Source organism: Flavonifractor sp. An9, from assembly GCF_002161245.1.
GTDB lineage: Bacteria > Bacillota > Clostridia > Oscillospirales > Oscillospiraceae > Flavonifractor > Flavonifractor avicola.
Genome location: NZ_NFHC01000005.1, coordinates 91,807 through 115,289, shown reverse-complemented (window position 1 = coordinate 115,289; position 23,483 = coordinate 91,807). Strand labels below are relative to the sequence as shown.

16 protein-coding genes are annotated in these 23,483 nt (G+C 60.0%); 7 read left to right on the top strand and 9 right to left on the bottom strand.

What is annotated here, in order from left to right; genetic code table 11:
* Positions 1 to 97 precede the first annotated feature (97 nt).
* From fusA to B5G40_RS05430, 8 genes are all read right to left on the bottom strand, one after another.
* Complete coding sequence (fusA, locus tag B5G40_RS05465) at positions 98 to 2,203, bottom strand: elongation factor G (protein WP_087187745.1); 2,106 nt, start codon at positions 2,201 to 2,203, stop codon at positions 98 to 100.
* An 11-nt stretch (positions 2,204 to 2,214) separates the two neighbouring features.
* Positions 2,215 to 2,685: a 30S ribosomal protein S7 gene (rpsG, locus tag B5G40_RS05460; protein WP_191435189.1), complete on the bottom strand. Its 471-nt coding sequence runs from the start codon at positions 2,683 to 2,685 to the stop codon at positions 2,215 to 2,217.
* A 215-nt stretch (positions 2,686 to 2,900) separates the two neighbouring features.
* Positions 2,901 to 3,323 (bottom strand): 30S ribosomal protein S12, encoded by a 423-nt coding sequence (gene rpsL / locus B5G40_RS05455; protein WP_087187743.1) that lies wholly within the window; start codon positions 3,321 to 3,323, stop codon positions 2,901 to 2,903.
* A 74-nt stretch (positions 3,324 to 3,397) separates the two neighbouring features.
* Positions 3,398 to 3,640, bottom strand: a complete 243-nt coding sequence (locus tag B5G40_RS05450) for a ribosomal L7Ae/L30e/S12e/Gadd45 family protein (protein WP_087399000.1) — start codon at positions 3,638 to 3,640, stop codon at positions 3,398 to 3,400.
* A gap of 226 nt (positions 3,641 to 3,866) precedes the next feature.
* Positions 3,867 to 5,255, bottom strand: a complete 1,389-nt coding sequence (locus B5G40_RS05445; protein ID WP_087388280.1) for a YfcC family protein — start codon at positions 5,253 to 5,255, stop codon at positions 3,867 to 3,869.
* Between the two features lie 50 nt (positions 5,256 to 5,305).
* On the bottom strand, positions 5,306 to 6,529 hold the full coding sequence (locus tag B5G40_RS05440; protein WP_087398999.1) for a M20 metallopeptidase family protein: 1,224 nt from the start codon (positions 6,527 to 6,529) through the stop codon (positions 5,306 to 5,308).
* 39 nt (positions 6,530 to 6,568) lie between these two features.
* On the bottom strand, positions 6,569 to 8,152 hold the full coding sequence (locus B5G40_RS05435; protein ID WP_087398998.1) for an amidohydrolase: 1,584 nt from the start codon (positions 8,150 to 8,152) through the stop codon (positions 6,569 to 6,571).
* Between the two features lie 223 nt (positions 8,153 to 8,375).
* Entirely contained in the window at positions 8,376 to 9,719 is a 1,344-nt protein-coding gene (locus B5G40_RS05430; RefSeq protein WP_087398997.1) for a sigma-54 interaction domain-containing protein, read from the bottom strand.
* Positions 9,720 to 10,057: 338 nt separating this feature from the next.
* Between B5G40_RS05430 and rpoB the strand changes: the two genes are divergently transcribed.
* The 7 genes from rpoB (at position 10,058) to B5G40_RS05395 (ending at position 21,375) form a co-directional block, all read left to right on the top strand.
* On the top strand, positions 10,058 to 13,765 hold the full coding sequence (gene rpoB / locus B5G40_RS05425) for a DNA-directed RNA polymerase subunit beta (protein WP_087328850.1): 3,708 nt from the start codon (positions 10,058 to 10,060) through the stop codon (positions 13,763 to 13,765).
* 22 nt (positions 13,766 to 13,787) lie between these two features.
* A complete protein-coding gene (gene rpoC / locus B5G40_RS05420; protein ID WP_087398996.1) occupies positions 13,788 to 17,576 on the top strand; it encodes a DNA-directed RNA polymerase subunit beta' in 3,789 nt (1,262 codons plus the stop codon).
* A 91-nt stretch (positions 17,577 to 17,667) separates the two neighbouring features.
* Positions 17,668 to 19,056 carry a conjugal transfer protein TraL gene (locus tag B5G40_RS05415; RefSeq protein ID WP_206407214.1) on the top strand — a complete coding sequence of 463 codons (1,389 nt, stop codon included), beginning with the start codon at positions 17,668 to 17,670 and terminating at the stop codon, positions 19,054 to 19,056.
* A gap of 74 nt (positions 19,057 to 19,130) precedes the next feature.
* On the top strand, positions 19,131 to 19,421 hold the full coding sequence (locus tag B5G40_RS05410) for a hypothetical protein (protein ID WP_087187735.1): 291 nt from the start codon (positions 19,131 to 19,133) through the stop codon (positions 19,419 to 19,421).
* Positions 19,422 to 19,462: 41 nt separating this feature from the next.
* On the top strand, positions 19,463 to 20,380 hold the full coding sequence (locus B5G40_RS05405) for an SH3 domain-containing C40 family peptidase (protein ID WP_087398995.1): 918 nt from the start codon (positions 19,463 to 19,465) through the stop codon (positions 20,378 to 20,380).
* 101 nt (positions 20,381 to 20,481) lie between these two features.
* Positions 20,482 to 20,829: a DMT family transporter gene (locus B5G40_RS05400; RefSeq protein ID WP_158099486.1), complete on the top strand. Its 348-nt coding sequence runs from the start codon at positions 20,482 to 20,484 to the stop codon at positions 20,827 to 20,829.
* Between the two features lie 27 nt (positions 20,830 to 20,856).
* Complete coding sequence (locus B5G40_RS05395) at positions 20,857 to 21,375, top strand: DMT family transporter (RefSeq protein WP_087328842.1); 519 nt, start codon at positions 20,857 to 20,859, stop codon at positions 21,373 to 21,375.
* 46 nt (positions 21,376 to 21,421) lie between these two features.
* Here B5G40_RS05395 and B5G40_RS05390 read toward each other — a convergent pair whose 3' ends face one another.
* The gene (locus B5G40_RS05390) at positions 21,422 to 23,482 is read right to left on the bottom strand and encodes a hypothetical protein (RefSeq protein ID WP_087398994.1); all 2,061 of its coding nucleotides are present in this window, start codon (positions 23,480 to 23,482) and stop codon (positions 21,422 to 21,424) included.
* Between the last annotated feature and the right edge of the window lies 1 nt (position 23,483).

Sequence of the window (23,483 nt, the reverse complement as noted above, 5' to 3'; positions counted from 1 at the left end):
TGGGATAGGGTCATTTCCACATAAATGCGAAAATATTGTATAGCATTGCAGAATAAAAAGCAATACCTTTGTTGCGGGAATTGGCTCGGAACGAAAATTAGTCGTCCTTGCGGCCCCGCTCGGCAATGATCTTGTCGGCAATGCTCTTGGGAATCTCCACATAGCTGTGGGGCTCCATGGAGTACTGGCCGCGGCCCTGAGTGGAGGAACGCAGGTCAGTGGCGTAGCCGAACATACTGGCCAGAGGCACCAGAGCGTCCACCTGAGTGGCGCCGGGACGGCTCTCCTGGCCCTGGATCATGCCGCGGCGGCTGGTCAGGTCGCCGATGACGTTGCCCAGATACTCGTCGGGCACGATGACGGAGACCTTCATCACGGGCTCCAGCAGGACCGGGTTGGCCTTGCGCATGGCCTCCTTGAAGGCCATGGAGCCGGCGATCTTAAACGCCATTTCAGAGGAGTCGACCTCGTGGTAAGAACCGAAGGTCAGGTGGACCTTCACGTCCACCACGGGATAACCGGCCAGGATACCCGCCTGCATGGCGCCCTGGATACCGGCGTCGACCGCGGGGATATACTCCTTGGGGATGACGCCGCCGGTGATCTCGTTGAGGAACTCATAGCCCTTGCCGGGCTCGTTGGGCTCGATGGTGATGCGGACGTGACCGTACTGGCCCTTACCGCCGGACTGACGGGCATACTTGGTGTCCTGCTCGACAGACTTCTTGATGGTCTCCTTGTAGGCGACCTGGGGAGCGCCAACGTTGGCCTCCACCTTGAACTCGCGGAGCAGACGGTCCACGATGATCTCCAGGTGGAGCTCGCCCATGCCGGCGATGATGGTCTGACCAGTCTCCTCGTCAGTCCAGGTACGGAAGGTGGGGTCCTCTTCAGCCAGCTTCACCAGCGCCAGGCCCATCTTCTCCTGACCAGCCTTGGTCTTGGGCTCGATGGCCACGCGGATCACGGGATCGGGGAACTCCATGGACTCCAGGATGATGGGAGCCTTCTCATCGCACAGGGTGTCGCCGGTGGTGGTGTTCTTCAGGCCCACGGCGGCGGCGATATCGCCGGAGAAAACCTCCTCGATGTCCTCACGGTGGTTGGCGTGCATCTGCAGGATGCGGCCCATACGCTCCTTCTGGTTCTTGGTGCTGTTGAGCACAGAAGAGCCAGTAGACAGCTTACCGGAGTACACACGGAAGAAGGACAGACGGCCCACATAGGGGTCGGTCATGATCTTGAACGCCAGAGCGGAGAAGGGGGCGTTGTCGTCGGCGGGACGCTCGTCCTCTTCGTCGGTCTCGGGGTTGGTGCCCTTGATGGCGGGGATGTCCAGAGGAGAGGGCATGAAGTCCACGATGGCATCCAGCAGCTTCTGCACGCCCTTGTTGCGGTAAGAGGTACCGCAGGTCACGGGAACCAGCAGGTTCTCGATGGTACCCTTACGCAGAGCGCGGCGCAGCATATCCTCGGGGATGGGCTTCTCCTCCAGAGCCAGCTCCATGATCTCGTCATCGATGTCGGCGCAGGCGTCCACCAGCTTGGTGCGGTACTCCTGAGCCAGCTCCATCATGTCGGCGGGGATCTCCTCCACGCGCATATCCTTGCCCAGCTCATCGTAGTAGATGTCGGCGTCCATCTCCACCAGGTCGATGATGCCCTTGAAGGTATCCTCGGAGCCAATGGGGAGCTGGATGGGCACGGCGTTACACTTCAGGCGGTCGTGGATCATGCGGAGCACGTTGTAGAAGTCAGCGCCCATGATGTCCATCTTGTTGACGTAGATCATGCGGGGGACTTTGTAGTGGTCGGCCTGACGCCACACGGTCTCGGACTGAGGCTCAACGCCGCCCTTGGCGCACATGACGGTCACGGAACCGTCCAGCACGCGCAGGGAGCGCTCCACCTCTACGGTGAAGTCCACGTGGCCCGGGGTGTCGATGATGTTGATACGGGTCTGGGGGAACTGGTTCTTAGACCCCTTCCAGTAACAGGTGGTAGCAGCGGAAGTGATGGTGATGCCGCGCTCCTGCTCCTGAGCCATCCAGTCCATGGTGGCGGTACCATCATGGGTCTCACCGATCTTGTAGTTAACACCGGTGTAGTAGAGGATGCGCTCAGTGGTAGTGGTCTTACCGGCATCGATGTGAGCCATGATGCCGATATTTCTGGTATTCTCTAAGGTAACTTTCCTAGGCATACTCTAACTCCTTACCAGCGATAGTGAGCGAACGCCTTGTTGGACTCGGCCATCTTGTGGGTGTCCTCACGCTTCTTGACTGCGGAGCCAAGGTTGTTGGAGGCATCCATGATCTCGCCGGCCAGACGCTCCTTCATGGTCTTCTCGCTGCGGCTGCGGGAGTAGTTGGTGAGCCACCGCAGACCCAGGGTCTGACGGCGCTCGGGCCGAACCTCGATGGGCACCTGGTAGGTGGCGCCGCCCACGCGGCGGGCCTTGACCTCCAGGGACGGCATGATGTTCTCCAGAGCGGTGGTGAACACGTCCAGGGGATCCTTATCGGTCTTCTCCTTGATGATATCGAAAGCTCCGTAGACCACCTTCTGGGCCACGCCCTTTTTACCGTCCAGCATGATGCTGTTGACCAGCTTGGTCACCAGGACGGAGTTGTAGATAGGATCGGGCAGAACCTCCCGCTTGGGTACGTTTCCTCTTCTGGGCACTTTGCTTCCCTCCTTCATAGTATGATTTCATAGGTACTCGAAGGCGTTTCAAACGCCCCCGTGTAAGACAAGTGCCTGCTTGTCCAGTGCCTCACAGGAAAACGCCCCTATTGTATAGGAAGCGCCTCTGCAAGGACAACTGCCTTGCGCGATTGCGCGTTAGTTCATTTCATGTTGCTGCAAGCTTGCAGCGTGGTTGGAAGTAATCGTTATAATTACTTCTTGCCGGCCTTGGGCCGCTTGGCGCCGTACTTGGAACGGCCCTGCATACGGTTGGCAACGCCCTGAGCATCCAGAGTGCCGCGGATGATGTGGTAACGAACGCCGGGCAGGTCCTTAACACGGCCGCCGCGGATCATGACCACGGAGTGCTCCTGCAGGTTGTGGCCAACACCGGGAATATAAGCGGTCACTTCGTAGCCGTTGGTCAGACGCACACGGGCGATCTTACGGAGAGCGGAGTTAGGCTTCTTCGGGGTGGAGGTACGAACAGCGGTGCACACACCTCTCTTCTGGGGAGAAGGCAGGTCGGTCTCGCGGTTCTTCAGGGTGTTCAGGCCCTTCTGCATAGCAGGAGAATTGGACTTGTAGGTCACGGCCTCGCGTCCCTTGCGAACGAGCTGGTTAAACGTAGGCATGGTTTTCCTCCTTTCTTTGTTTCTGAGAAATATATTTTAACGGAATAATCAGAAATTATACCGTTAAAACCAAATCAGTGCAGCAGCGCGGCTACGGCGCTGCCCACGGCGATGCCGCAGGCGGAGCCCAGCTCCTTCATCTGCGCCACCTTTTCCACCGGCACGCCCTTTTCGGCGCACAGCGCCTCCACCGGGCCGGTGAGCGCCGGATCGGCGTCCTGGGCGAGAAAAACACGGGTGGCCCGCCCATCGTCGATGGCACGGCGGGTCTGCTTGACTCCCACCACTTTGGTGCCCTGCTTGAGTTGGGTGAGCATCGGTAAGCCTCCCGTTCCTTGAAATCACGGAGATTCGCGGTTTTTTCACCGTTTTTCCCCTTTGGCAGGCACACCTGCGCAATTCCGGATTATATCATACCCTAAAATCGAAGTCAATTAGAAAATCACTGGATTTTCCAGCTGTTTCGAGGCGTTTCCCGTCGGAATGCCGAGGGGCGGCGCACCGGCCGGTGCGCCGCCCCTTTTCCGAACGTCTCAGGAAAACTCAGAAGGGCCCGTAGCCGATCTGATTTGCAACCACCACCAGGATAAAGCCGGCGGTAATCAGACAGGCATAGATCTTCCAGGCAAACTTGAACCAGTGGCCGTAATCCATGCCGCACAGGGAGAGCTGAAGCAGAGAGGCGGTAGGCCAGAAGGTGTTGGTGAATCCATCACCGTACTGGTAAGCCAGTACCATCACCTGCTGGTTGATACCCAGCACCTGACCCAGGGGCTGGAGAATAGGCATCATGACCACAGCCTTGCCGCTGCCGGAGGAGACAAAGAAGTTAAAGAGGGTGACAAAGGCGTAGATGATGAGCAGGGTAATGACGGGGCTCTTGCCCTCCAGCAGGCCGGAGACACCGTGGATAATCGTGTCGGTGATGTTGCCCTCCGTGAGCAGGACAGACACGGCACGGCTGAAGCCGATGACCATGGTGGGAGCAATGACGCCGGCCATGCCCTTGCCGAACTCGGTGCAGGCCTCGGTCAGATCTATGCGGGACAGGATGATGCCCAGGATGGTGACCGGGAAATAGCAGGCGGTAATCTCAGGCAGGCCCCACATCCACAGGAGAGAACCCACCACGGAGAACACAATGGTGGCCAGGAAGGCCAGGATAATGACAATCCGGCCCTTGGTGAACTTCAGGCCCGCCTCAAACTCCATGGGGGCAGTCTGCTCCTGGAGGTAGTTCTCGCCCATGATGCTGTTTTTGGGATCCTTCTTGATCTTGATGCAATAGCGGACCAGGAAGAACAGAGCAATGACGAAAAAGACTGCCAGGCCCACTGCCCGGAACGCAATGCCGGAGTACATGGGCAGTCCCACCAGGGTCTGGGCTACGCCGGTGGTGTAGGGGTTGACCATACCGCAGGTAAAGCCTACGGCAGTGGAGAGCAGGATGATGGCAGTACCCACCATCTTGTCATAGCCCAAGGTAATAAACAAGGAGATAATGATCGGATAGAAGGGATAGAGGGCATCCAGATAACCGATGACGCCCAGGGCGGTAAACAGGGTAAAGAAGATGATCACCATGACCAGTCCGCCCCGGCCGCTGATGCGGATCAGGGACTGAATACCAGCGGAAAAGGCGCCGGTCTTATTGATGATCTGGATGCAGCCGCTGATGAGCAGTACGGCGCCAATGATGCTGGCGCTCTCCACAAAACCCTGGTGGAGGGCAGTGAAGAACTGTAAAAAGCCCACCGGGGTCTGCTCCACAAAACTGAAGCTGTTGGGGTCCACCGTACCGCTGGCGTCCCGGACGTAGGAACCGGCGGGGATGATGTAAGTTAACGCCGTAATGATGAGCATCAGGATCAGAATGACAATATACACATGGGGCATACTGAAGCCCCTCTTCTTATTTAATGTGTTTCCCATAACATATTATCCTCCTCTTGTCTTGCCGGTCTCTCGCAGCACCGCTCCGCTCAACCTTGGGCCTTCTTTTTCAGCCACTTTACGGCGCAGTTGGCCAGGATAGCGGTTCCGAGGGCGAAGGCATTCTCATCCAGTACCATATTGGGATTATGCAGCGGGTAGCCCTCCGGCGAGCCCGCCCCCATAAAGGCATAGAATCCGGGCACATGGCGGGTCACATGGCCGAAGTCCTCGGCCCCCTTCATGGGGGGCACCGGTTTCACATTCTCCGCTCCCAGGATCTCAGCGGCGAAGGGAACGATCTCCGCGGAGAAGTTGGGGTCGCACACGGTGCTGGGGGTCTTAAGTACCCGCACCTCATAGGTGCCCCGCCAGGCCTTGATGTAGTGTTCCAGGATCTCAGGAATACGCTCAATCAGGTGGTCGTAGGCCTCCGGGCTGAGGGTGCGGAAGGACACCATGATCTCCGCGGTGTCGGGGATGATGTTGGAGGCCCGGCCGCCGTTGAGGGCGCCCACCGTCATGGTGGCAAAGGCCTCCGGGTCCACCTCCCGGGGAATGAGCATATTGAGGGCGGAGCACACCTGAGTGGCAATGTTCACCGGGTCGATGGTCTTTTGGGGCTCGGAGGAGTGGCCGCCCTTGCCCTGGATACTGACAATAAAGGTGGCCATGGCTCCGGAGGCCACGCCGGGAGAGTAGTTCAGCTTGCCGACTTCCACCTGGGACCCCACGTGGAGCGCCATAGCGGCGTCCACCTTGGGGTTCTCCAGCAGACCGTCGTCCACCATGGTGCGGGAACCGTAGCCCATCTCCTCACCGGGCTGGAACATCAGCTTCACGGTGCCGGGCAGCTCGTCCTCCATATCCTTCAGGATCTGAGCGGCGCCCAGCAGCATGGCGGCGTGGGCATCATGGCCGCACATATGGGCGGTGTTGCCCTTGGATGCAAACTCCAGGCCGGTGGTCTCCTCCATGGGCAGGCCGTCCATATCAGCCCGCAGCAGGATACAGGGACCGTCCTTGCCGATGAGTCCCACCACGCCGGTGGATTCGGGGGCGTCGGGATAACCGGCGAATACCATCTTCTCCCGCTCCTCCTTGGTGTGGATGCCGCAGTCATGATGGGGTATGCCCATCTCATCCAGCCGTTTTTTCACATACTCCGCCGTTTTGGGGGTATAGACACCCACTTCGGGGATCTGATGCAGACAGCGCCGGTCGGCGATGATCTGCTTCTCAATAGCACGGGCCTTTTCCAGCATCTCGTTCATAGGGAGCTCTCCTTTCTATGGTCCACGCGGAGCACCGCGTTACGCCTGATAGACTGTGACGCCGTTGAGTACGGTCTCCAATACCTTCACCTGGGGGAAGCGGCTGGGCTGGACCTCAAACAGATCCTGATCCAGCACCACTAGGTCGGCCTGCTTGCCCTCCTCCAGGGTACCCCGCACCCCCTCGTCCCGGCTGGGCCAGGCGGCATCCGAGGTAAAGAGCCGAATGGCCTGCTCCACGGTAAGCGCCTGCTCGGGCAGATAGGTCTTGGTGCCAGCCCGGTTCTGCCGGGTGATGGCGGCGCGCATATTATCCAGCACGTTGAAGGGCTCCACCGGGCAGTCGGAACCGCCGCTGACGTGCAGGCCCAGGTCCAGCATGGCCTTCCAGTTGTAGCAGTCCCGGGCGTGCTCCTCTCCCACCCGCTCGGCAATGATGTTCATATCGGCGTCGATGAAGATGGGCTGGATATAGGCCTGTAGACCCAGTTCCTTCATCCGCTCCAGCAGGGCGGGGGTGGTGGTCTGGGCGTGGACGATGCCGTGGCGGTGATCCGTCCAGGGATTGGCCTGCTCCGCTTTCTCCATGGCGTCACACACCTTTTTCAGGGCCAGGTCGCCGATGGCATGGACCGCCACGTCCATGTGGATATCGTGGGCCGCCCGGATGCGGCTGCACAACTCCTCTTCTGTATAAATAGGAATACCGTGGTTCTCCCGGTCATCCACATATCCGTCTATCATCTCGGCGGACTTGGCGCCCAGAGAACCATCCTGGAGCAGCTTCCGTGGTCCGGTACGGAAGAGACTGTCCCGGTCATCCGGGTCGCTGCGCACGCCCCTGAGCCGTTCAAAGTCCTCCGGCTCCACCAGGCACTGTTCATACACCCGCACGGTCAGTTCCCCGTCGGCCTCCATCTCCCGGAAAATACCGATGAGCCGGATGGGGTCCATACCGGCGATAGCCATCAGATCATCAGAGTGGATACAGGTGATGCCGGCGGCATTCAGCTCCTTTTGCCCTTCCCGGATCAGCTGACGCACATAGGCGTCGTCCGCCTGGGGCAGCACGTCCATGTAGAGGCGGGCGGCGTTCTCCCGCAGGATACCGTGCTCAAAATCCACCAGAGCCATCACCTCGGGCTCCACATTTTTCAGGGCACGAATCTTCTCCAGCATCACCGTATTGCAGGCGGCGATATGGATGCAGGTCCGCAGCATACACACCGGGATCTCAGTGGAGATGCGGTCCATGTCCTCTTTCGTCAGCAGCCGTCCCTCTTCCATAGTCTCCTGATTCCAGCCCATGCCGATGAGGTAACCGGGATGCTCCGTCTCAATCCGGGCCTTACAACGCGCCACCACTTCATCGATGTTTTTAACGCCCATCAGAGGCACATTCCGGCGGAACATGGCATAGTGGAGCAGGTGCATATGGGTATCGTTAAAGCCAGGCAGCACACAGGCGCCGTTAAGGTCCTTTTTCTCATCCCATCGCTGGGTCAGCGCCTCCTGATTTGTCCCCAAAAACACAATTTTCCCATCTTGAACACCAATGGCCTCATATCGGCTTATGGTCTGATCCATCGAAAGAATCGTTCCGTTATAGCGAAGGGTTCGCATATCGATCTTCCTTTCTTCCCATTCAGTCTGTTTCCTCTTTCACAAGGAGCAAATTCCGTGCCAACCGGAGGTCAGAATACAAAAAGACCGCCCTATTTGTCTTTTCATGCAGAAAGAAGGGCTTCTGCTCCTCTTTCCGCCGACAAACGGGGCGGTCCTTGCTGCTCTCTATGGGAAGAGTCTCCCTTATTGCAGGCAAAATTTTTTGCGGATGCAAAATTTTTTACAGGTTATATTTTTGCAGTTTATATTTCAGGTTCTGTCTGGACAGGCCCAGCAGACGGGCAGCCTGCGAGATGGAGGAGGATTGTTCCATAGCCTTGTGCAGCAGCTCCCTTTCATACTGTTCCAGCGCCTTGGTCAGTGAAAAGCCCGGGTCAATATCTCCCTCCCGGCTCTCTTCCGCCAGGGATACCTCCTGATACTCCAGGGCGTCCTCCATGTGGTCCAGCACCAGCAGCTCGGAACGTGCGGAAGCAAAGGCCCCCTCGATCACATTCTGCAGCTCCCGCACGTTTCCGGGCCAGCTATACCGTTCCAGCCGGCGTAACGCCTGAGCACTGACTCCCTGGATGCTGCGCTTCATTTTTCGGTTGTACTGGTCGATAAAATAGCGGATGAGCAGAGGGATATCTCCAACCCGCTTCCGCAAAGGAGGCAGCGTGATCCGAACCACACCCAGACGGTAGTACAGATCCTCCCGCAGCCGGTGCTCTCGGATAAGCCTGGCGGGCTCCTCATTCACCGCTGCCACAATACGCACGTCAAAGGGGATGTCCCGGTTGCCGCCCAGGCGGCGGACCTTTTTCTCCTCCAATACCTTCAACAGTTTAGCCTGGAGGCCGGTCTCCATAGAGTTGATCTCGTCCAGAAACAGAGTGCCGCCGTCAGCCTCCTCCAGCAGGCCCTTCCGGGTCAGGGCGCCGGTATAGCAGCCCTTTTCGGTACCGAAGAACAGACTCTCCAGCAAATTGGCCGGAATCGCCGCGCAGTTCTGGGAGACAAAGGGCCTGCCGGAACGCCGTCCCTCGCTGTGGAGGGACTCTGCCACCAATTCCTTTCCGGTGCCCGTCTCACCGTAAATGAGCACGGAGGAATCCAGGGGCGCCACGTCCCGGATGCGTTTCTTCAGGGCCAACATAGCCGGGTCCTGGGTGATGATGCGGTCCAGGGTGGAAATGCCTCCCTTCCCCCGGATAACCCGCTGATCAATGGAGTGGAATTTGGAGGAGTCGATGACACACGCTACCTGTCCATCCACCACAATGGGGATGGTGGTGGATTCCAACAGCACCCGCTCGCCACGGCGGTTGTTGATGTCCTGCAGTACATTATAAGTAGGTTTTCCAGTCCTCAGCGCCTGAATGATAGTACTGCTCTCCTCATCCAGCTCGGGGTACAGTTCAAAAATGTGCAGTCCCACCGTCTCCCCCGACTTCCAGAGATTGTCCACAAAAATCCGCTGGAACTCCACAATGCCGTCCCGGTTGGCAACGAGCAGCCCGTCCGTGTCCTCACACAGGCGGATCACATCCGCGATCTGTTCCGCCACCTCTCTGTCCTGCATCCTGCTCTCCTCCATCCTGCCGCAGACATGAAAAAAATCTGGATTTCTCCAGATTTTCACCAAACAGCCGTTGACTTTTCCTATGATTTCATGGTATACTAAAACGCTCTTAACTTCCGATTGCGTCAGAACATTCTGCCCCACTGTGTGGTCAGTTTAACACAGCAGGGCGGAAAGCGCAAGAGGATATCAGAATATTTTTATCCACGCATCCGGGTGTTCGCACCCGGTGCTCCACCGCCCCTTTTGTATGATTTGACGGAAAGCAGCAGCCTTCGCCGGAATCGTCCCCCCGTGGCGGCGGTTCCAGACAATGAAATCGAGGTGTTTTTTCTACGATGGTCAAGGACGTCTACTTCGGCAAGACCCTCCGCAAAAGCTTCGCCCGCCATGAAGAGATCCTGGAAATGCCCAACCTGCTGGAGGTGCAGAAGAACTCCTATCAGTGGTTCCTGGAGACAGGCCTGAGGGAGGTCTTCAAGGATGTGGCCTCCATTACCGACTATGCCGGTAATCTGGAGCTCTCCTTCATCGACTACTCCATGGATGAGCCTCCCAAGTACAACGTGGAGGAATGTAAGGCCCGTGACGCCACGTACGCCGCTCCCATCAAGGTGTGGGTGCGCCTGCGCAACAAAGAGACCGACGAGATGAAGGAGCAGGAGATCTTCATGGGAGATTTCCCTCTGATGACCAAGGCCGGTACCTTTGTCATCAACGGCGCCGAGCGCGTCATCGTCTCCCAGATCGTCCGTTCCCCCGGCATCTATTACGCCCGCACTGAGGATAAGACCGGCAATGTGGTGTACGCCACTACCGTCATCCCCTACCGCGGTGCCTGGCTGGAGTATGAGACCGATCTCAGCGACATCTTCTATGTCCGCATCGACAAGAACCGCAAGCTGCCCATCACCTGCCTGATCCGGGCCGTGGGTCCCAAGACCGATCAGGAGATCCTGGACCTGTTCGGCGATGACCCCCGCATCGTGGCTACTCTGGAGAAGGACGCCTGCAAGACCTATGAGGAGGCCCTGCTGGAGATCTACCGCAAGCTGCGTCCCGGCGAGCCCCCCACGGTGGACTCCGCTGAGAGCCTGCTCAACGCCCTCTTCTTCGACCCCCGCCGGTACGACCTGTCCGCTGTGGGCCGCTACAAGTTCAACAAGAAGCTGGCCATCTGGTCCCGTCTGTCCGGCCAGAAGCTGGCCATGCCCGTGGTCGATCCCACCACCGGCGAGATCCTGGCTGAGCCCGGCGAGGTGCTCACCCGCGAGCGGGCCCGTGAGCTGGAGGCCAAGGGCGTCAACGAGGCCATCCTGGACCTGGACGGCGGCGTTCAGCTGAAGGTGTTCTCCAACAACATGGTGGATATGGCCGGCTTTGTGGACTTTGATCCCGCTGAGTGCGGCATCACCGAGAAGGTCCGCTTCTCCGTTCTGCAGGAGCTGCTGCAGAACTACTCCGGCGAGGAGCTGAAAGAGGCTGTCAAGGACCGCATCGATGACCTGGTTCCCAAGCACATCATTGTGGACGACATCATGGCGTCCATCAACTACCTCAACTGCCTGGCCCATGGCGTGGGCAACGCCGACGACATTGACCACCTGGGCAACCGTCGTCTGCGCTGCGTGGGCGAGCTGCTGCAGAACCAGTTCCGCATCGGCTTCTCCCGCATGGAGCGCGTCATCCGGGAGCGCATGACCATTCAGGACCTGGACATCGTCACCCCCCAGTCCCTGATCAACATCCGTCCCGTTACCGCCGCGATCAAGGAGTTCTTCGGTTCCTCCCCCCTGAGCCAGTTCATGGACCAGACCAACCCTCTGGCCGAGCTAACCCACAAGCGCCGTATGTCCGCTCTGGGCCCCGGCGGTCTGTCCCGTGACCGTGCCTCCTTCGATGTGCGAGACGTTCACTACTCCCACTACGGTCGTCTGTGCCCCATTGAGACCCCCGAAGGTCCCAACATCGGCCTGATCTCCTACCTGGCCTCCTACGCCCGCATCAACCGCTACGGCTTCATCGAGGCTCCCTACCGCAAGGTGGATAAGGCCACCGGCAAGGTCACCGACCAGGTGGAGTATATGACCGCCGACATGGAGGACGAGTTCACCATCGCCCAGGCCACCGAGCCTCTGGACGAGAACGGCTGTCTGAAGAACGCCCGTATCACCTGCCGTCACCGCAACGAGATCATCGATGTGGACCGGGATCAGGTGGACTACATGGACGTGTCCCCCAAGATGATGTTCTCCATCGCTACCGCCATGATCCCCTTCCTGGAGAACGACGACGCCAACCGTGCTCTGATGGGCGCCAACATGCAGCGTCAGGCCGTGCCTCTGCTGACCACCCAGGCCCCCATCGTGGCCACCGGTCAGGAGCACAAGAACTGTATCGACTCTGAGGTCGCCATTCTGGCCGAGGAGGACGGTGTGGTCACCAAGGTGTCTGCTCAGTACGTCACCGTTCGCTATGACAGCGGCCGGGTGGAGGAGTACAAGCTGACCAAGTACCTGCGCTCCAACCACGGCACCTGCATCAACCAGCGTCCCATTGTCAACGCCGGCCAGCGGGTGGAGAAGGGCGAGGTCATCGCGGACGGCCCCTCCACCTCCAACGGCGAGATCGCCCTGGGTAAGAACATCCTCATGGGCTTTATGACCTGGGAAGGTTACAACTACGAGGACGCCATCCTGCTCAACGAGCGCATGGTGAAGGAGGACGTGTTCACCTCCATCCACATCGAGGAGTACGAGACTGAGTCCCGCGACACCAAGCTGGGTCCCGAGGAGATCACCCGGGACATCCCCAACGTGGGCGACGACGCCCTGAAGGACCTGGACGAGCGCGGCATCATCCGGGTGGGCGCCGAGGTCCGTGCCGGCGACATCCTGGTGGGCAAGGTCACCCCCAAGGGCGAGACCGACCTCACCGCCGAGGAGCGCCTGCTGCGCGCCATCTTCGGTGAGAAGGCCCGCGAGGTCCGTGACACCTCCCTGAAGGTGCCTCACGGCGAGAGCGGCATCATCGTGGACGTGAAGGTCTTTACCCGCGAGGCGGGCGACGAGCTCTCCCCCGGCGTCAACATGGTGGTCCGCGTCTATATCGCCCAGAAGCGTAAGATCTCCGTGGGCGACAAGATGGCCGGCCGTCACGGTAACAAGGGTGTTGTGTCCCGCATCCTGCCCCAGGAGGATATGCCCTTCCTGCCCGACGGCACTCCTCTGGACATCGTGTTGAACCCCCTGGGCGTGCCTTCCCGTATGAACATCGGTCAGGTGCTGGAGGTCCATCTGGGCTACGCCGCCAAGACCCTGGGCTGGAAGGTGGCCACCCCCGTCTTCAACGGCGCCGACGAGAAGGACATCGCCGAGACCCTGAAGATGGCCGGTCTGCGCCCCGACGGCAAGAGCTGGCTGTACGACGGCCGCACCGGCGAGCGGTTCGACAACCCCGTCACCGTGGGCTACGTCTACTTCCTCAAGCTGCACCACCTGGTTGACGATAAGATCCACGCCCGTTCCACCGGCCCCTACTCCCTGGTCACCCAGCAGCCTCTGGGCGGCAAGGCCCAGTTCGGCGGCCAGCGCTTCGGCGAAATGGAGGTGTGGGCCCTGGAGGCTTACGGCGCCGCCTACACCCTGCAGGAGATCCTCACCGTCAAGTCCGACGACGTCACCGGCCGTGTGCGCACCTACGAGTCCATCGTCAAGGGCCACAACGTGCCCAAGCCCGGCGTGCCTGAGTCCTTCAAGGTTCTGGTCAAGGAGCTGCAGTCCCTGTGCCTGGATATGAAGGTGCTGGACGACCAGGGCAACGAGATCGAGCTGAAGGACGACGACGAGGATACCTACCAGCCCGGCAAGTTCCGCGACGATGACGACGACTTCTACGGCTACAACGCCGGCGGAGAGTCCGACTTTGCCGCCGCGGGCTACACCCTCAAGGAAGGCAGCGACGACGATGATCTGGCCGTTGCCGACGACAGCGATGATTTTTCCGATTCGGAGGACGATTACTCCGATGATGACGATATGGAATAAGTAAGGGAGGTCGAGCAGAAACATGAGTTACGCTGAATTTGACGCCATTAAGATTGGCATCGCCTCCCCGGAGCAGATCCGCGAGTGGTCCTATGGCGAGGTCAAGAAGCCGGAGACCATCAACTACCGCACCCTGAAGCCTGAGCGGGACGGCCTGTTCTGCGAGCGCATCTTCGGGCCCACCAAGGACTGGGAGTGCCACTGCGGCAAGTACAAGAAGATCCGCTACAAGGGCAAGATCTGTGACCGCTGCGGCGTGGAGGTCACCCGGGCCAAGGTGCGCCGTGAGCGCATGGGCCACATTGAGCTGGCCGCCCCCGTGTCCCACATCTGGTACTTTAAGGGTATCCCCTCCCGGATGGGTCTGCTGCTGGATATCAGCCCCCGCATTCTGGAGAAGGTGCTCTACTTCGCCAGCTATATTGTGACCGATCCCGGCTTCTCCCCCCTGGCCAAGAACCAGATCCTCTCCGAGAAGGAGTACCGCGATATGCGGGAGAAGTATGAGGACGACTTTGAGGCCGGCATGGGCGCCGAGGCCGTGAAGAAGCTGCTCCAGGACATCAACCTGGAGGAGCTCTCCACCCAGCTCCGCGCCGAGCTGAAGGACGCCTCCGGCCAAAAGAAGGCCCGCATCGTCAAGCGTCTGGAAGTGGTGGACGCCTTCCGCATCTCCGGCAACAAGCCTGAGTGGATGATCATTGACGTGCTGCCCGTCATTCCCCCCGAGCTGCGCCCCATGGTGCAGCTGGACGGCGGCCGGTTCGCCACCTCCGACCTGAACGACCTGTACCGCCGGGTCATCAACCGCAACAACCGTCTGAAGCGCCTGATCCAGCTCAACGCCCCCGACATCATCGTCCGCAACGAGAAGCGGATGCTGCAGGAGGCTGTGGACGCCCTCATCGACAACGGCCGCCGCGGCCGCGCCGTTACCGGCGCCAACAACCGTGCGCTGAAGTCTCTGTCCGATATGCTGAAAGGTAAGCAGGGCCGTTTCCGTCAGAACCTGCTGGGTAAGCGTGTGGACTACTCCGGCCGTTCCGTTATCGTGGTTGGCCCCGAGCTGAAGATCTATCAGTGCGGTCTGCCCAAGGAGATGGCCATCGAGCTGTTCCGTCCCTTCGTCATGAAGAAGCTGGTGGAGGATGGTCTGGCCAACAACATCAAGTCCGCCAAGAAGATGGTGGACAAGGGCAAGGCTGAGGTCTGGGACGCCCTGGAGTTCGTCATCAAGGACCACCCCGTTATGCTGAACCGTGCGCCTACCCTGCACCGCCTGGGCATCCAGGCCTTCGAGCCCGTGCTGGTGGAAGGCCGCGCCATCAAGCTGCACCCCCTGGTGTGTACCGCCTTCAACGCTGACTTCGACGGCGACCAGATGGCCGTCCACGTGCCTCTGTCCGCCGAGGCCCAGACCGAGGCCCGGGTGCTGATGCTCTCCGCCAACAACCTGCTGCGTCCTCAGGACGGCGGCCCCGTCACCGTGCCTACTCAGGACATGGTGCTGGGTTCCTACTACCTGACCTACGAGAAGTACGCCGAGCACACCGCCGAGGAGACCTATGACGACGTTGCCGCCGTCAAGGCCGCTCTGGACGCCGGCACTCTGAATCCCGGCGACCTGGTGTGGGTCAAGAACCCCGGCTCTCTGGACGATATCCCCACCTACGCCGGTATCTGTGCCGAGACCGAGGACGGCCAGCTGCCCCGCGAGGTGCTCCATGTCTTCGGCAGCGACATCGAGGCCCGTCTGGCCTACGACGAGGGCGAGCTGGAGCTCCATGTGCCCATCCTGGTCCGTCGTTCCGCCGAGGTAGACGGCGAGACCCGCTATAAGCTGGTGCGCACCACCGTTGGCCGCCTGATCTTCAACGAGGGTATTCCTCAGGATCTGGGCTTTGTGGACCGTACCGATCCCGAGCAGATGTTTGAGCCCGAGATCAACTTCGTCACCGGCAAGAAGCAGCTGGGCAAGATCATCGACAAGTGCATCGTCAAGCACGGCTTCACCGTGTCCGCCGGCGTGCTGGACACCATCAAGGCCAAGGGCTACAAGTTCTCCACCCGGGGCTCCCTCACCGTGTCCATCTACGACATGACCATCCCCGAGAAGAAGTACGGTCTCATCGAGAACACCGAGAAGGAGATCGTGAAGATCGAGCGCCAGTACAAGCGCGGCTTCCTGACCAACGAGGAGCGGTATCGCCTGGTGGTTGAGGCCTGGGAAAAGACCACCAAGGACGTGACCGACGCCCTGATGGCCGGCCTGGACCGCTACAACCCCATCTGGATGATGGCCGACTCCGGCGCCCGTGGTAGCTCCGCTCAGATCCGTCAGCTGGCCGGTATGCGTGGCCTGATGGCCGACACCTCCGGCCGCACCATCGAGATCCCCATCAAGTCCAACTTCCGTGAAGGCCTGTCCGTGCTGGAGTACTTCATCTCCTCCCGAGGCGCCCGAAAGGGTATGGCCGATACCGCTCTGCGTACCGCCGACTCCGGTTACCTGACCCGCCGTCTGGTGGACGTGTCTCAGGAAGTCATCATCCGTGAGGACGACTGCGGCACCGACGACGGCATCATGGTCAGCGAGATCGTGGAGAACGGCCAGGTCATCGAGACCTTCGGCGAGCGTCTGAAGGGCCGCTATCCGGTGGAGGACATCTGCGATCCTCAGACCGGCGAGGTGCTTATCGACCACCACACCATGATGACTGCCGACGACGCCAAGCTGCTGGAGGCTCACGGCATCCATCAGGTCAAGATCCGCTCCGTGCTCACCTGCCGTGCCCGCAGCGGCGTATGTTCCAAGTGCTACGGCATTAACCTGGCCATCGGCGAGCCTGTGGGCGCCGGCGAGGCCGTTGGTATCATCGCCGCTCAGTCCATCGGTGAGCCCGGTACCCAGCTGACCATGCGTACCTTCCACACCGGCGGCGTGGCCGGCGGCGATATCACCCAGGGTCTTCCCCGTGTTGAGGAGCTGTTCGAATCCCGCAAGCCCAAGAAGATGGCTCAGCTGGCCGAGGTGGGCGGCAAGGTCACTCTGGAGGAGGCCAAGCGCAACTCCATGTGCAATGTGACCATCACCGCCGATGACGGCGAGGTCGTCACCTATACGCTGCCCTATGCCGGCCTGCGTGTGAAGAACGGCGACACCGTGGAGAAGGGCTTCGCCCTCACCGAAGGCGCCCTCTATCCCCAGGACGTGCTCCGTGTCCGGGGCATCCACGCTGTGTACGACTATCTGATCCAGGAAGTGCAGAAGCCCTACCGTCAGCAGGGCGTGGATATCAACGACAAGCACATCGAGGTTATCTGCCGCCAGATGATGCGGAAGGTCCGTGTGGAGGACGCCGGCGACTCCGACCTGCTCTCCGGCTCCACCATCGAGCTCATCGAGTTCGAGGATGCCAAGGCCGCTGTTCAGGCCCGCATCGACGCCGGTGAGACCAACGACGGTATGGAGCTGCGGCTGCCCACCTGCACCCGTCTGCTCATGGGTATCACCAAGGCATCTCTGGCCACCGACTCCTTCCTGTCCGCCGCCTCCTTCCAGGAGACCACCAAGGTCCTTACCGAGGCCGCTATCAAGGGTAAGGTGGACCACCTGCTGGGCCTGAAGGAGAACGTCATCATCGGTAAGCTGATCCCCGCCGGCTCCGGCCTGTCCATGTACCGCAAATACGACCAGATGGACGACGAGGGTACCGCCCAGAGCGGCGAGGCCGTCGAAGAGATTGCCGAAGTCGTTGACGACGCTCCCGTTGTTGAGGAGCCCATTCTGACCGACAGCGCGGATCTTTAATCCCAATGTTTTTGGGGGGCGTTGCAGCCATGCAGCGCCCCCTTTTTCTATCGTTGTCCCTGTCCCATCCGACCGACAATGAGGTATCACGATGAAACGATGCTCCCCTCTCTCCTTGTTCGCCGGTGCCGGCGGTCTGGCGCTGCTGTTTTTTGCCCTGTTTCCAATCTCTGAACTGTCCCGGGGCGGTCCAGGGGCAAAAGCCGCCGTCTTTGTACTGTTGACCGCCCTGGCCGTACTGGCGCTGTGGCTGCTCCACCGGTCGGGCTGTTCCCTGGACCGGCTATGTACCCTGCTGCTGCCCATCGGCCTGGCCTTCTTCCTCCGGGCAATCCTGCTGGACTATGCGGCAGATGACTACGAGATCTTCCTGTCCCAGTGGGTGGCCACCTTCCGGGACAACGGCGGCTTCGCTGCCATCAAGCTGCCCATCGGCAACTATAATGTGCCCTACCTCTATTTCCTGGCCGCCATCTCCTACCTGCCGGTCCCCGACCTGTACCTCATCAAGCTCTTCTCCATCCTGTTTGATGTGCTGCTGGCCTGGGGCGGCCTGCGGCTGGTACGTCACTTCACCGGCAAAGACAGCATCCGTCCCCTGGTATGCTTCTGCGTCCTGCTGCTGCTGCCCACTGTGGTGCTCAACGGCTCTCTGTGGGAACAGTGCGACGCACTGTACGGCGCGCTCACCCTCCATGCCCTGGCTGATGCGCTGGAGAACCGACCCAAGGCCTCCGCCGCCCTGCTGGGCGTGGCCTTCTCCTTTAAACTCCAAACGGTGTTCATCCTCCCCCTGTGGGCAGTGCTTTGGATCGCCCGGCGCACCCGCTTCCGGGACCTGTTGTGCTTCCCCCTGGCCTATGCCGTTACCTGCATCCCTGCTCTGCTGCTGGGCAAACCGCTGAGGGATATCCTGGGAGTCTATGTGGGCCAGACGCAGGAGGGCGCAGGGGCACTGAACTACAACTGCGCCTCCATCTTCTCCATGGTCCCCTACGGCACTCAAATTGACGAGGCTTTCGGCGCCCGCTTGGGCATTCTGGCGGCCTTTGCCCTGGTTTTGCTGCTGCTGGTGCTGGCCTTCTTGTTCCGGGACCGGCTGGACGATGGGGCTCTGCTGTTCTTCGGCATCACGCTTACGCTGGGCGTGCCTTTCTTTCTCCCCTATATGCACGACCGCTATTACTTCCTGGCCGATGTGCTCACCCTGGTCTGGGCCTGCACCCGTCCCACGGGCCTGCCTCCGGCAGTGCTGGTCCAGCTCTCCTCCCTCAGTGCCTATCTGACCTACCTGCGGATGAAATATACCCTGATCCTCACCCTGGGTGGTCAGATGTTCACCATGCTGTTGGAGAGCCTGATGGTACTGGCCGGACTCATCTTTACAGCAGTCCTGCTGATCCGGCATTTGTATGCCTCTTCCCCCTGTCTGCCTCAGGGTTTGGGCGAAAAAAACAAGAAATCCCGGAAAAGCGGTTGACGACTTGGAAACAATGTGTTACAATTTGGTTACAGTTTTTAAAAAGCAGTAACAACTTCCAAAAGGAGGCCAAAATGGCTACGCAAAGCATCCCTCTGACTTACAAGGGCCATCCGCTGCGCCGGAAAGACAGTCTGATCTATTACGGCAGCATGGCCGAAAAATATATCATTATGCTTCAGGTTCTGGATCAGAAGAAGGATCAGGATCTGGACATGGCCACCCGGGTATCCGTTCAGCTTCAGCTCACCGACCCTGACCTGAAGAGCCGGGACCGTGTGGTTAAGAAGACCGAGAAAGACAGCCTGTACGCCGCTATGGACGTGGCTTCCGTCTGGCTGGACCGGGCTCTGTCCGGCAAATAAGTTCCTACCCACCCAACGATCAGAACGGAGGAATTCTACCAATGATAACACCTGCCAAGCTTCTGCGCACCACGCTCCTGACCGTCGCCGTTTCCGCCGTCTGTATGATCGGCGCTTCCGCCGCCAGCGGCGTGGGCACCGTCAATACCGACGCCCTTCGCCTTCGCAACGAGGCCAACACCACTTCCACCATCCTGGCTACTGCTTCCGAGGGTGACACCGTCGTCATTCTGGAGGACGCCGGCAACGGTTGGTACAAGGTGGACTACAACACCGTGGAAGGCTATATGTCCGGCGAATACCTGACGGTCTCCGCTCAGGCCGATGTGACCATCGGTTACGGTCTGGTTCAGACCGGCGGCTCCACCCTGAACGTGCGCAGCGGGCCTGGCACCACCTACAGCAAGGTGACCACCCTTAACGACAACGCGGTTGTCACCATCGTGGGTATCAATAATGGCTGGTACAAGATCAAGACCTCCAGCGGTGCTGTTGGCTATGTCAGCAGCGAGTATATGGTGACCTGCAAGGACTCCGCCGGTTCCCGCGGCGACGGCACCACCGCCGTGGCTGTGGCTTCCGACAGCAGCATGGGTCAGCAGATCGTCAGCTACGCCAAGCAGTTCCTGGGTGTGCCCTATGTCTATGGCGGCAATGGCCCCAGCTGCTTTGACTGCTCCGGCTTCACCAGCTACATATATCGCCACTTCGGCTACACTCTGAACCGCACCGCTTCTACCCAGCTGTCCAACGGTGTGGCGGTATCCAAGAGTGAGCTGCAGCCCGGCGATCTGGTATTCTTCCGTTACAATACCTCTTACCCCGCCTCTCATGTGGGCATCTACATCGGCAACGGCCAGTTCATCCACGCCTCTACCAACAAGTATCAGGTGCAGATCGATCAGCTGATGACCGGCCACTACGCCAACGTGTATATCGCTGCCCGCCGCATTCTGTGATTTTTGCTTGGCAGGTAAAGATCATATCAAAGTTTTCGCCCCGCCTGCGTCAGCAGGCGGGGTGTTTCTTTCCTATTAAACCAGAAGGGAGCGTGCCCATTTTGAGCCGTTCTCCCGCCTTTGGCCATCTGCTGGCCCTGGCTGTCTCCATTGTGTGGGGTACCACCTATATCTCCACCAAGGTACTTTTGGATGCCTTCCATCCGGTAGAGATCCTCATCTTCCGCTTTGTGCTGGCCTGGGCCATTCTCTTTCTCTGTGCTCCAAAGCCCCATCTCCCCCGCAGTTTCCGATCTGAGCTGCCTTTCCTGGGGGCCGCCCTGTCGGGGCTCACCTTCTACTCTCTGCTGGAGAATTACGCCCTCACCTTTTCCATGGCCTCCACCGTAGGCCTCATCGTCTCCTCCGCACCCATGTTTACCGCGCCGCTGCTGTGGCTGTGCCGTTGAACCACCCGGCCTGGAGCCTCCTTCTTTGTGGGCTTTGTTCTCGCCATGGCAGGTATCGCCCTCATCTCCCTGGCGGAGGGGGAATCCTTTGACTTCAACCCCATCGGCTGTCTGTTGGCTCTGGGCTCCGCTATCAGTTGGGGCGTCTACGGTCTGTGTCTGGAGTCCGCCCAGCGTCAGGGCCTCAACGATCTGCTGGTCACCCGGAAGGTCTTTTTCTGGGGTGTCCTCTTTACCCTCCCCTTCTGCCTGGGTACCGGCATCACCTTTGATCTGACCCGGTTTGCCCAACCGGTGATGTTGGGCAATACGGTGTACCTGGGCGTGGTGGCCTCCGCTCTGTGCTTCCTGGCCTGGAATCGGGCCTCCGCCCTCATTGGCCCGGTAGCCACCAATGTGTATCTCTACCTGATGCCGGTGATCACCGTGGCCGCCTCCTTCCTCATCCTGGGGGAGCCGGTGACCCTTTTCACCCTGGGTGCCATCGTCCTCATCCTGGCGGGACTGTGGCTCTCTCAGCGCCGTTCCACCACCCTTACCACCTGATGAGAAAGGGGCCTGCCGCAGCCGCGGCAGGCCCCTTCGTTTTATGTCAACTAAACATATTGTTGAGTACGATACGGCTCACCTGGTCCCCATCAAAGAAGAAGAGGATGGCTGCCCCCCAGCCCTCCGGATCCGCACAGTACCACAGATAATCTTCCCCGGGATACAGGCTCCAATAGTCGGTACGGGACAGCTTTTCCCCGTAGGCCGCCTCCACCTCCGCCCGGGTGGAACCCACCCGGATGCCCCGGTCGGTAGAGAGGTCGGTTCGTGTGGTCTCCAGCCGCTGGATGGCGTAGCTGCCGTCGGCATTGCGGTAGCACAGGGTCGAAAGGCCCTCCCACTCCATTTGCTGCCACCAGTCCCCCTCCTGGTAGATGGGGTCCGCGTCCTCCAGGACGGTAACCACAGGCTCCTCCCAGAAAAAGCCCACCTCACTGCCCGGCCCCGCCGGGTTGGGGTATCCGTCCCGCCACAGGGCCACTGTCCCATCCACCAGATGGTATCCCTGCTCCAGCGCAGCCTGCTCCACCGTTTCCCTGGGCACACTTTCACCCAGGACGGTAGTCATGTCTCCTCCCTGGCCCAGCTGGAACACCAGCCACAGGGGTTCCGGGTAGGCATACCAGTCTCCATTCTCCCAGCCGCTGCACCTTAGCTGATAGACCACACCGTAGGTCTCGTAAAGCTGCCGCAGGCCCAGGTAGCTTGCTTCATCGATCCGCATGGTGCGTCCTTCCGGCTGGAGCGGCGCCTGGTCGGCAAAGAAAATCGACATATCCGCCGGCCTGTTGCTGTAAAAATAGGCCACCGTAGCGCTCCGGGCCGCCAGCGGCATGGGCGTGTCCCGCAGCATGGCATCCGCCTCGGGGAAGGCGGTAAGGATGCCCTGCTCCAGCATCCAGTACATAATCCGATAATTATAGGTGCCTACAGCAGCCAACCGAGTGGGCTCCACCTGTTCGGAATCATACTCTCCCAGCGATCCGACGAAGGTATACTGCTCGCCCTTACGGAAAAAGAGCAGATCTTCGCCCACATAGGTACCGTTGGCGCCATAGGTAATTCCATAGCACTCCAGAGCGTCCATATCCCGCCATTCTTCCGCCAGATCCAACCGACTCAAATCATGGAAGCTGGCACAGAGGATCAGTTCCATAGGCGGTTCGGAATAGCCCAGAGAATCTTTCATATATTGCAGGACTTGTTCCTCCACCTGGGGAGGAATCTGTTCCATCACAAAGCCCCCTTCCGGTTCTCCGCCGGATGGGCCCCACTGATACCACAGAGGGGCATCAAAGCCGGCCAGCTCCTCCGCCGGAATAAGCAGTTCCTCCGTGAGCATCAAGGTGGCCTTGCAGTTGTAGTGGCGCCAGCTATCGTCCGCATACACCAGCAGGTGCTGCCAGCCATCCACAGCGTCCACCGCCGGATCGGCATCGTCGGTCATACAGGTAAGGTAGAACTCCACGCCCCCGTCATCCCGGATGCGGAACCCGGTCACCGCCCCATCTCGGGCAGCCAGAGCCACCTCCGTCCCCGCCAGTTCCCCGTTCAGGTACTCCTCCGCTCCCCGGCAGAGGGCATCCTCCGTGGTACCCGCCAATTCCAGGGCCTCCGTCAGGGTGACCACCCGATCCTCCTGCCGGTCGTAGACCAGGGTGTAGATATCACCGTCGTTGCCAGAGCTGGCAGAGTCCAGATAGAAGATCAGGTTATCGTACCGTTCGGTGACCGCAGGATAAAACAGGCACCGCTGGCCCCCTGCCGTATTCACAGGGGCGGCCATGACGGTCTGGTACTGGCTTTTGAGGGCGGTCAGGGCCTGGTTCACCGCCTGGGCGCCCTCCCCCTCCGCCGTCAGTCTGGGGATCTCAATGTAGTTGCCCAGGGCGTCATAATACTGGGTGTCCATCGTGAAACTTCCGGCCTGCGTGGTACTCCGGCAGGCCACCAGCCCTCCGCACAGGCCGATAGCCAGGGCTACCACCGCCACCAAAAGCAGGGCAGGCCGCTTGTGCCGGGCAAAGAGATTACGCAGGCGCTGCTCGGTCTCTTTGGCCGACCCGCTCATGCGGGTAGACAGCCGGGTATGGGGCACGTTCATA

Coding starts and splice junctions, on each gene's coding strand:
- fusA (WP_087187745.1), bottom strand. CDS start 2,203: ATGCCTAGGAAAGTTACCTTAGAGAATACCAGAAATATCGGCATCATG.
- B5G40_RS05445 (WP_087388280.1), bottom strand. CDS start 5,255: ATGGGAAACACATTAAATAAGAAGAGGGGCTTCAGTATGCCCCATGTG.
- rpsL (WP_087187743.1), bottom strand. CDS start 3,323: ATGCCTACGTTTAACCAGCTCGTTCGCAAGGGACGCGAGGCCGTGACC.
- B5G40_RS05450 (WP_087399000.1), bottom strand. CDS start 3,640: ATGCTCACCCAACTCAAGCAGGGCACCAAAGTGGTGGGAGTCAAGCAG.
- rpoC (WP_087398996.1), top strand. CDS start 13,788: ATGAGTTACGCTGAATTTGACGCCATTAAGATTGGCATCGCCTCCCCG.
- B5G40_RS05440 (WP_087398999.1), bottom strand. CDS start 6,529: ATGAACGAGATGCTGGAAAAGGCCCGTGCTATTGAGAAGCAGATCATC.
- B5G40_RS05430 (WP_087398997.1), bottom strand. CDS start 9,719: ATGCAGGACAGAGAGGTGGCGGAACAGATCGCGGATGTGATCCGCCTG.
- B5G40_RS05405 (WP_087398995.1), top strand. CDS start 19,463: ATGATAACACCTGCCAAGCTTCTGCGCACCACGCTCCTGACCGTCGCC.
- B5G40_RS05435 (WP_087398998.1), bottom strand. CDS start 8,152: ATGCGAACCCTTCGCTATAACGGAACGATTCTTTCGATGGATCAGACC.
- B5G40_RS05390 (WP_087398994.1), bottom strand. CDS start 23,482: ATGAACGTGCCCCATACCCGGCTGTCTACCCGCATGAGCGGGTCGGCC.
- B5G40_RS05415 (WP_206407214.1), top strand. CDS start 17,668: ATGAAACGATGCTCCCCTCTCTCCTTGTTCGCCGGTGCCGGCGGTCTG.
- rpoB (WP_087328850.1), top strand. CDS start 10,058: ATGGTCAAGGACGTCTACTTCGGCAAGACCCTCCGCAAAAGCTTCGCC.
- B5G40_RS05410 (WP_087187735.1), top strand. CDS start 19,131: ATGGCTACGCAAAGCATCCCTCTGACTTACAAGGGCCATCCGCTGCGC.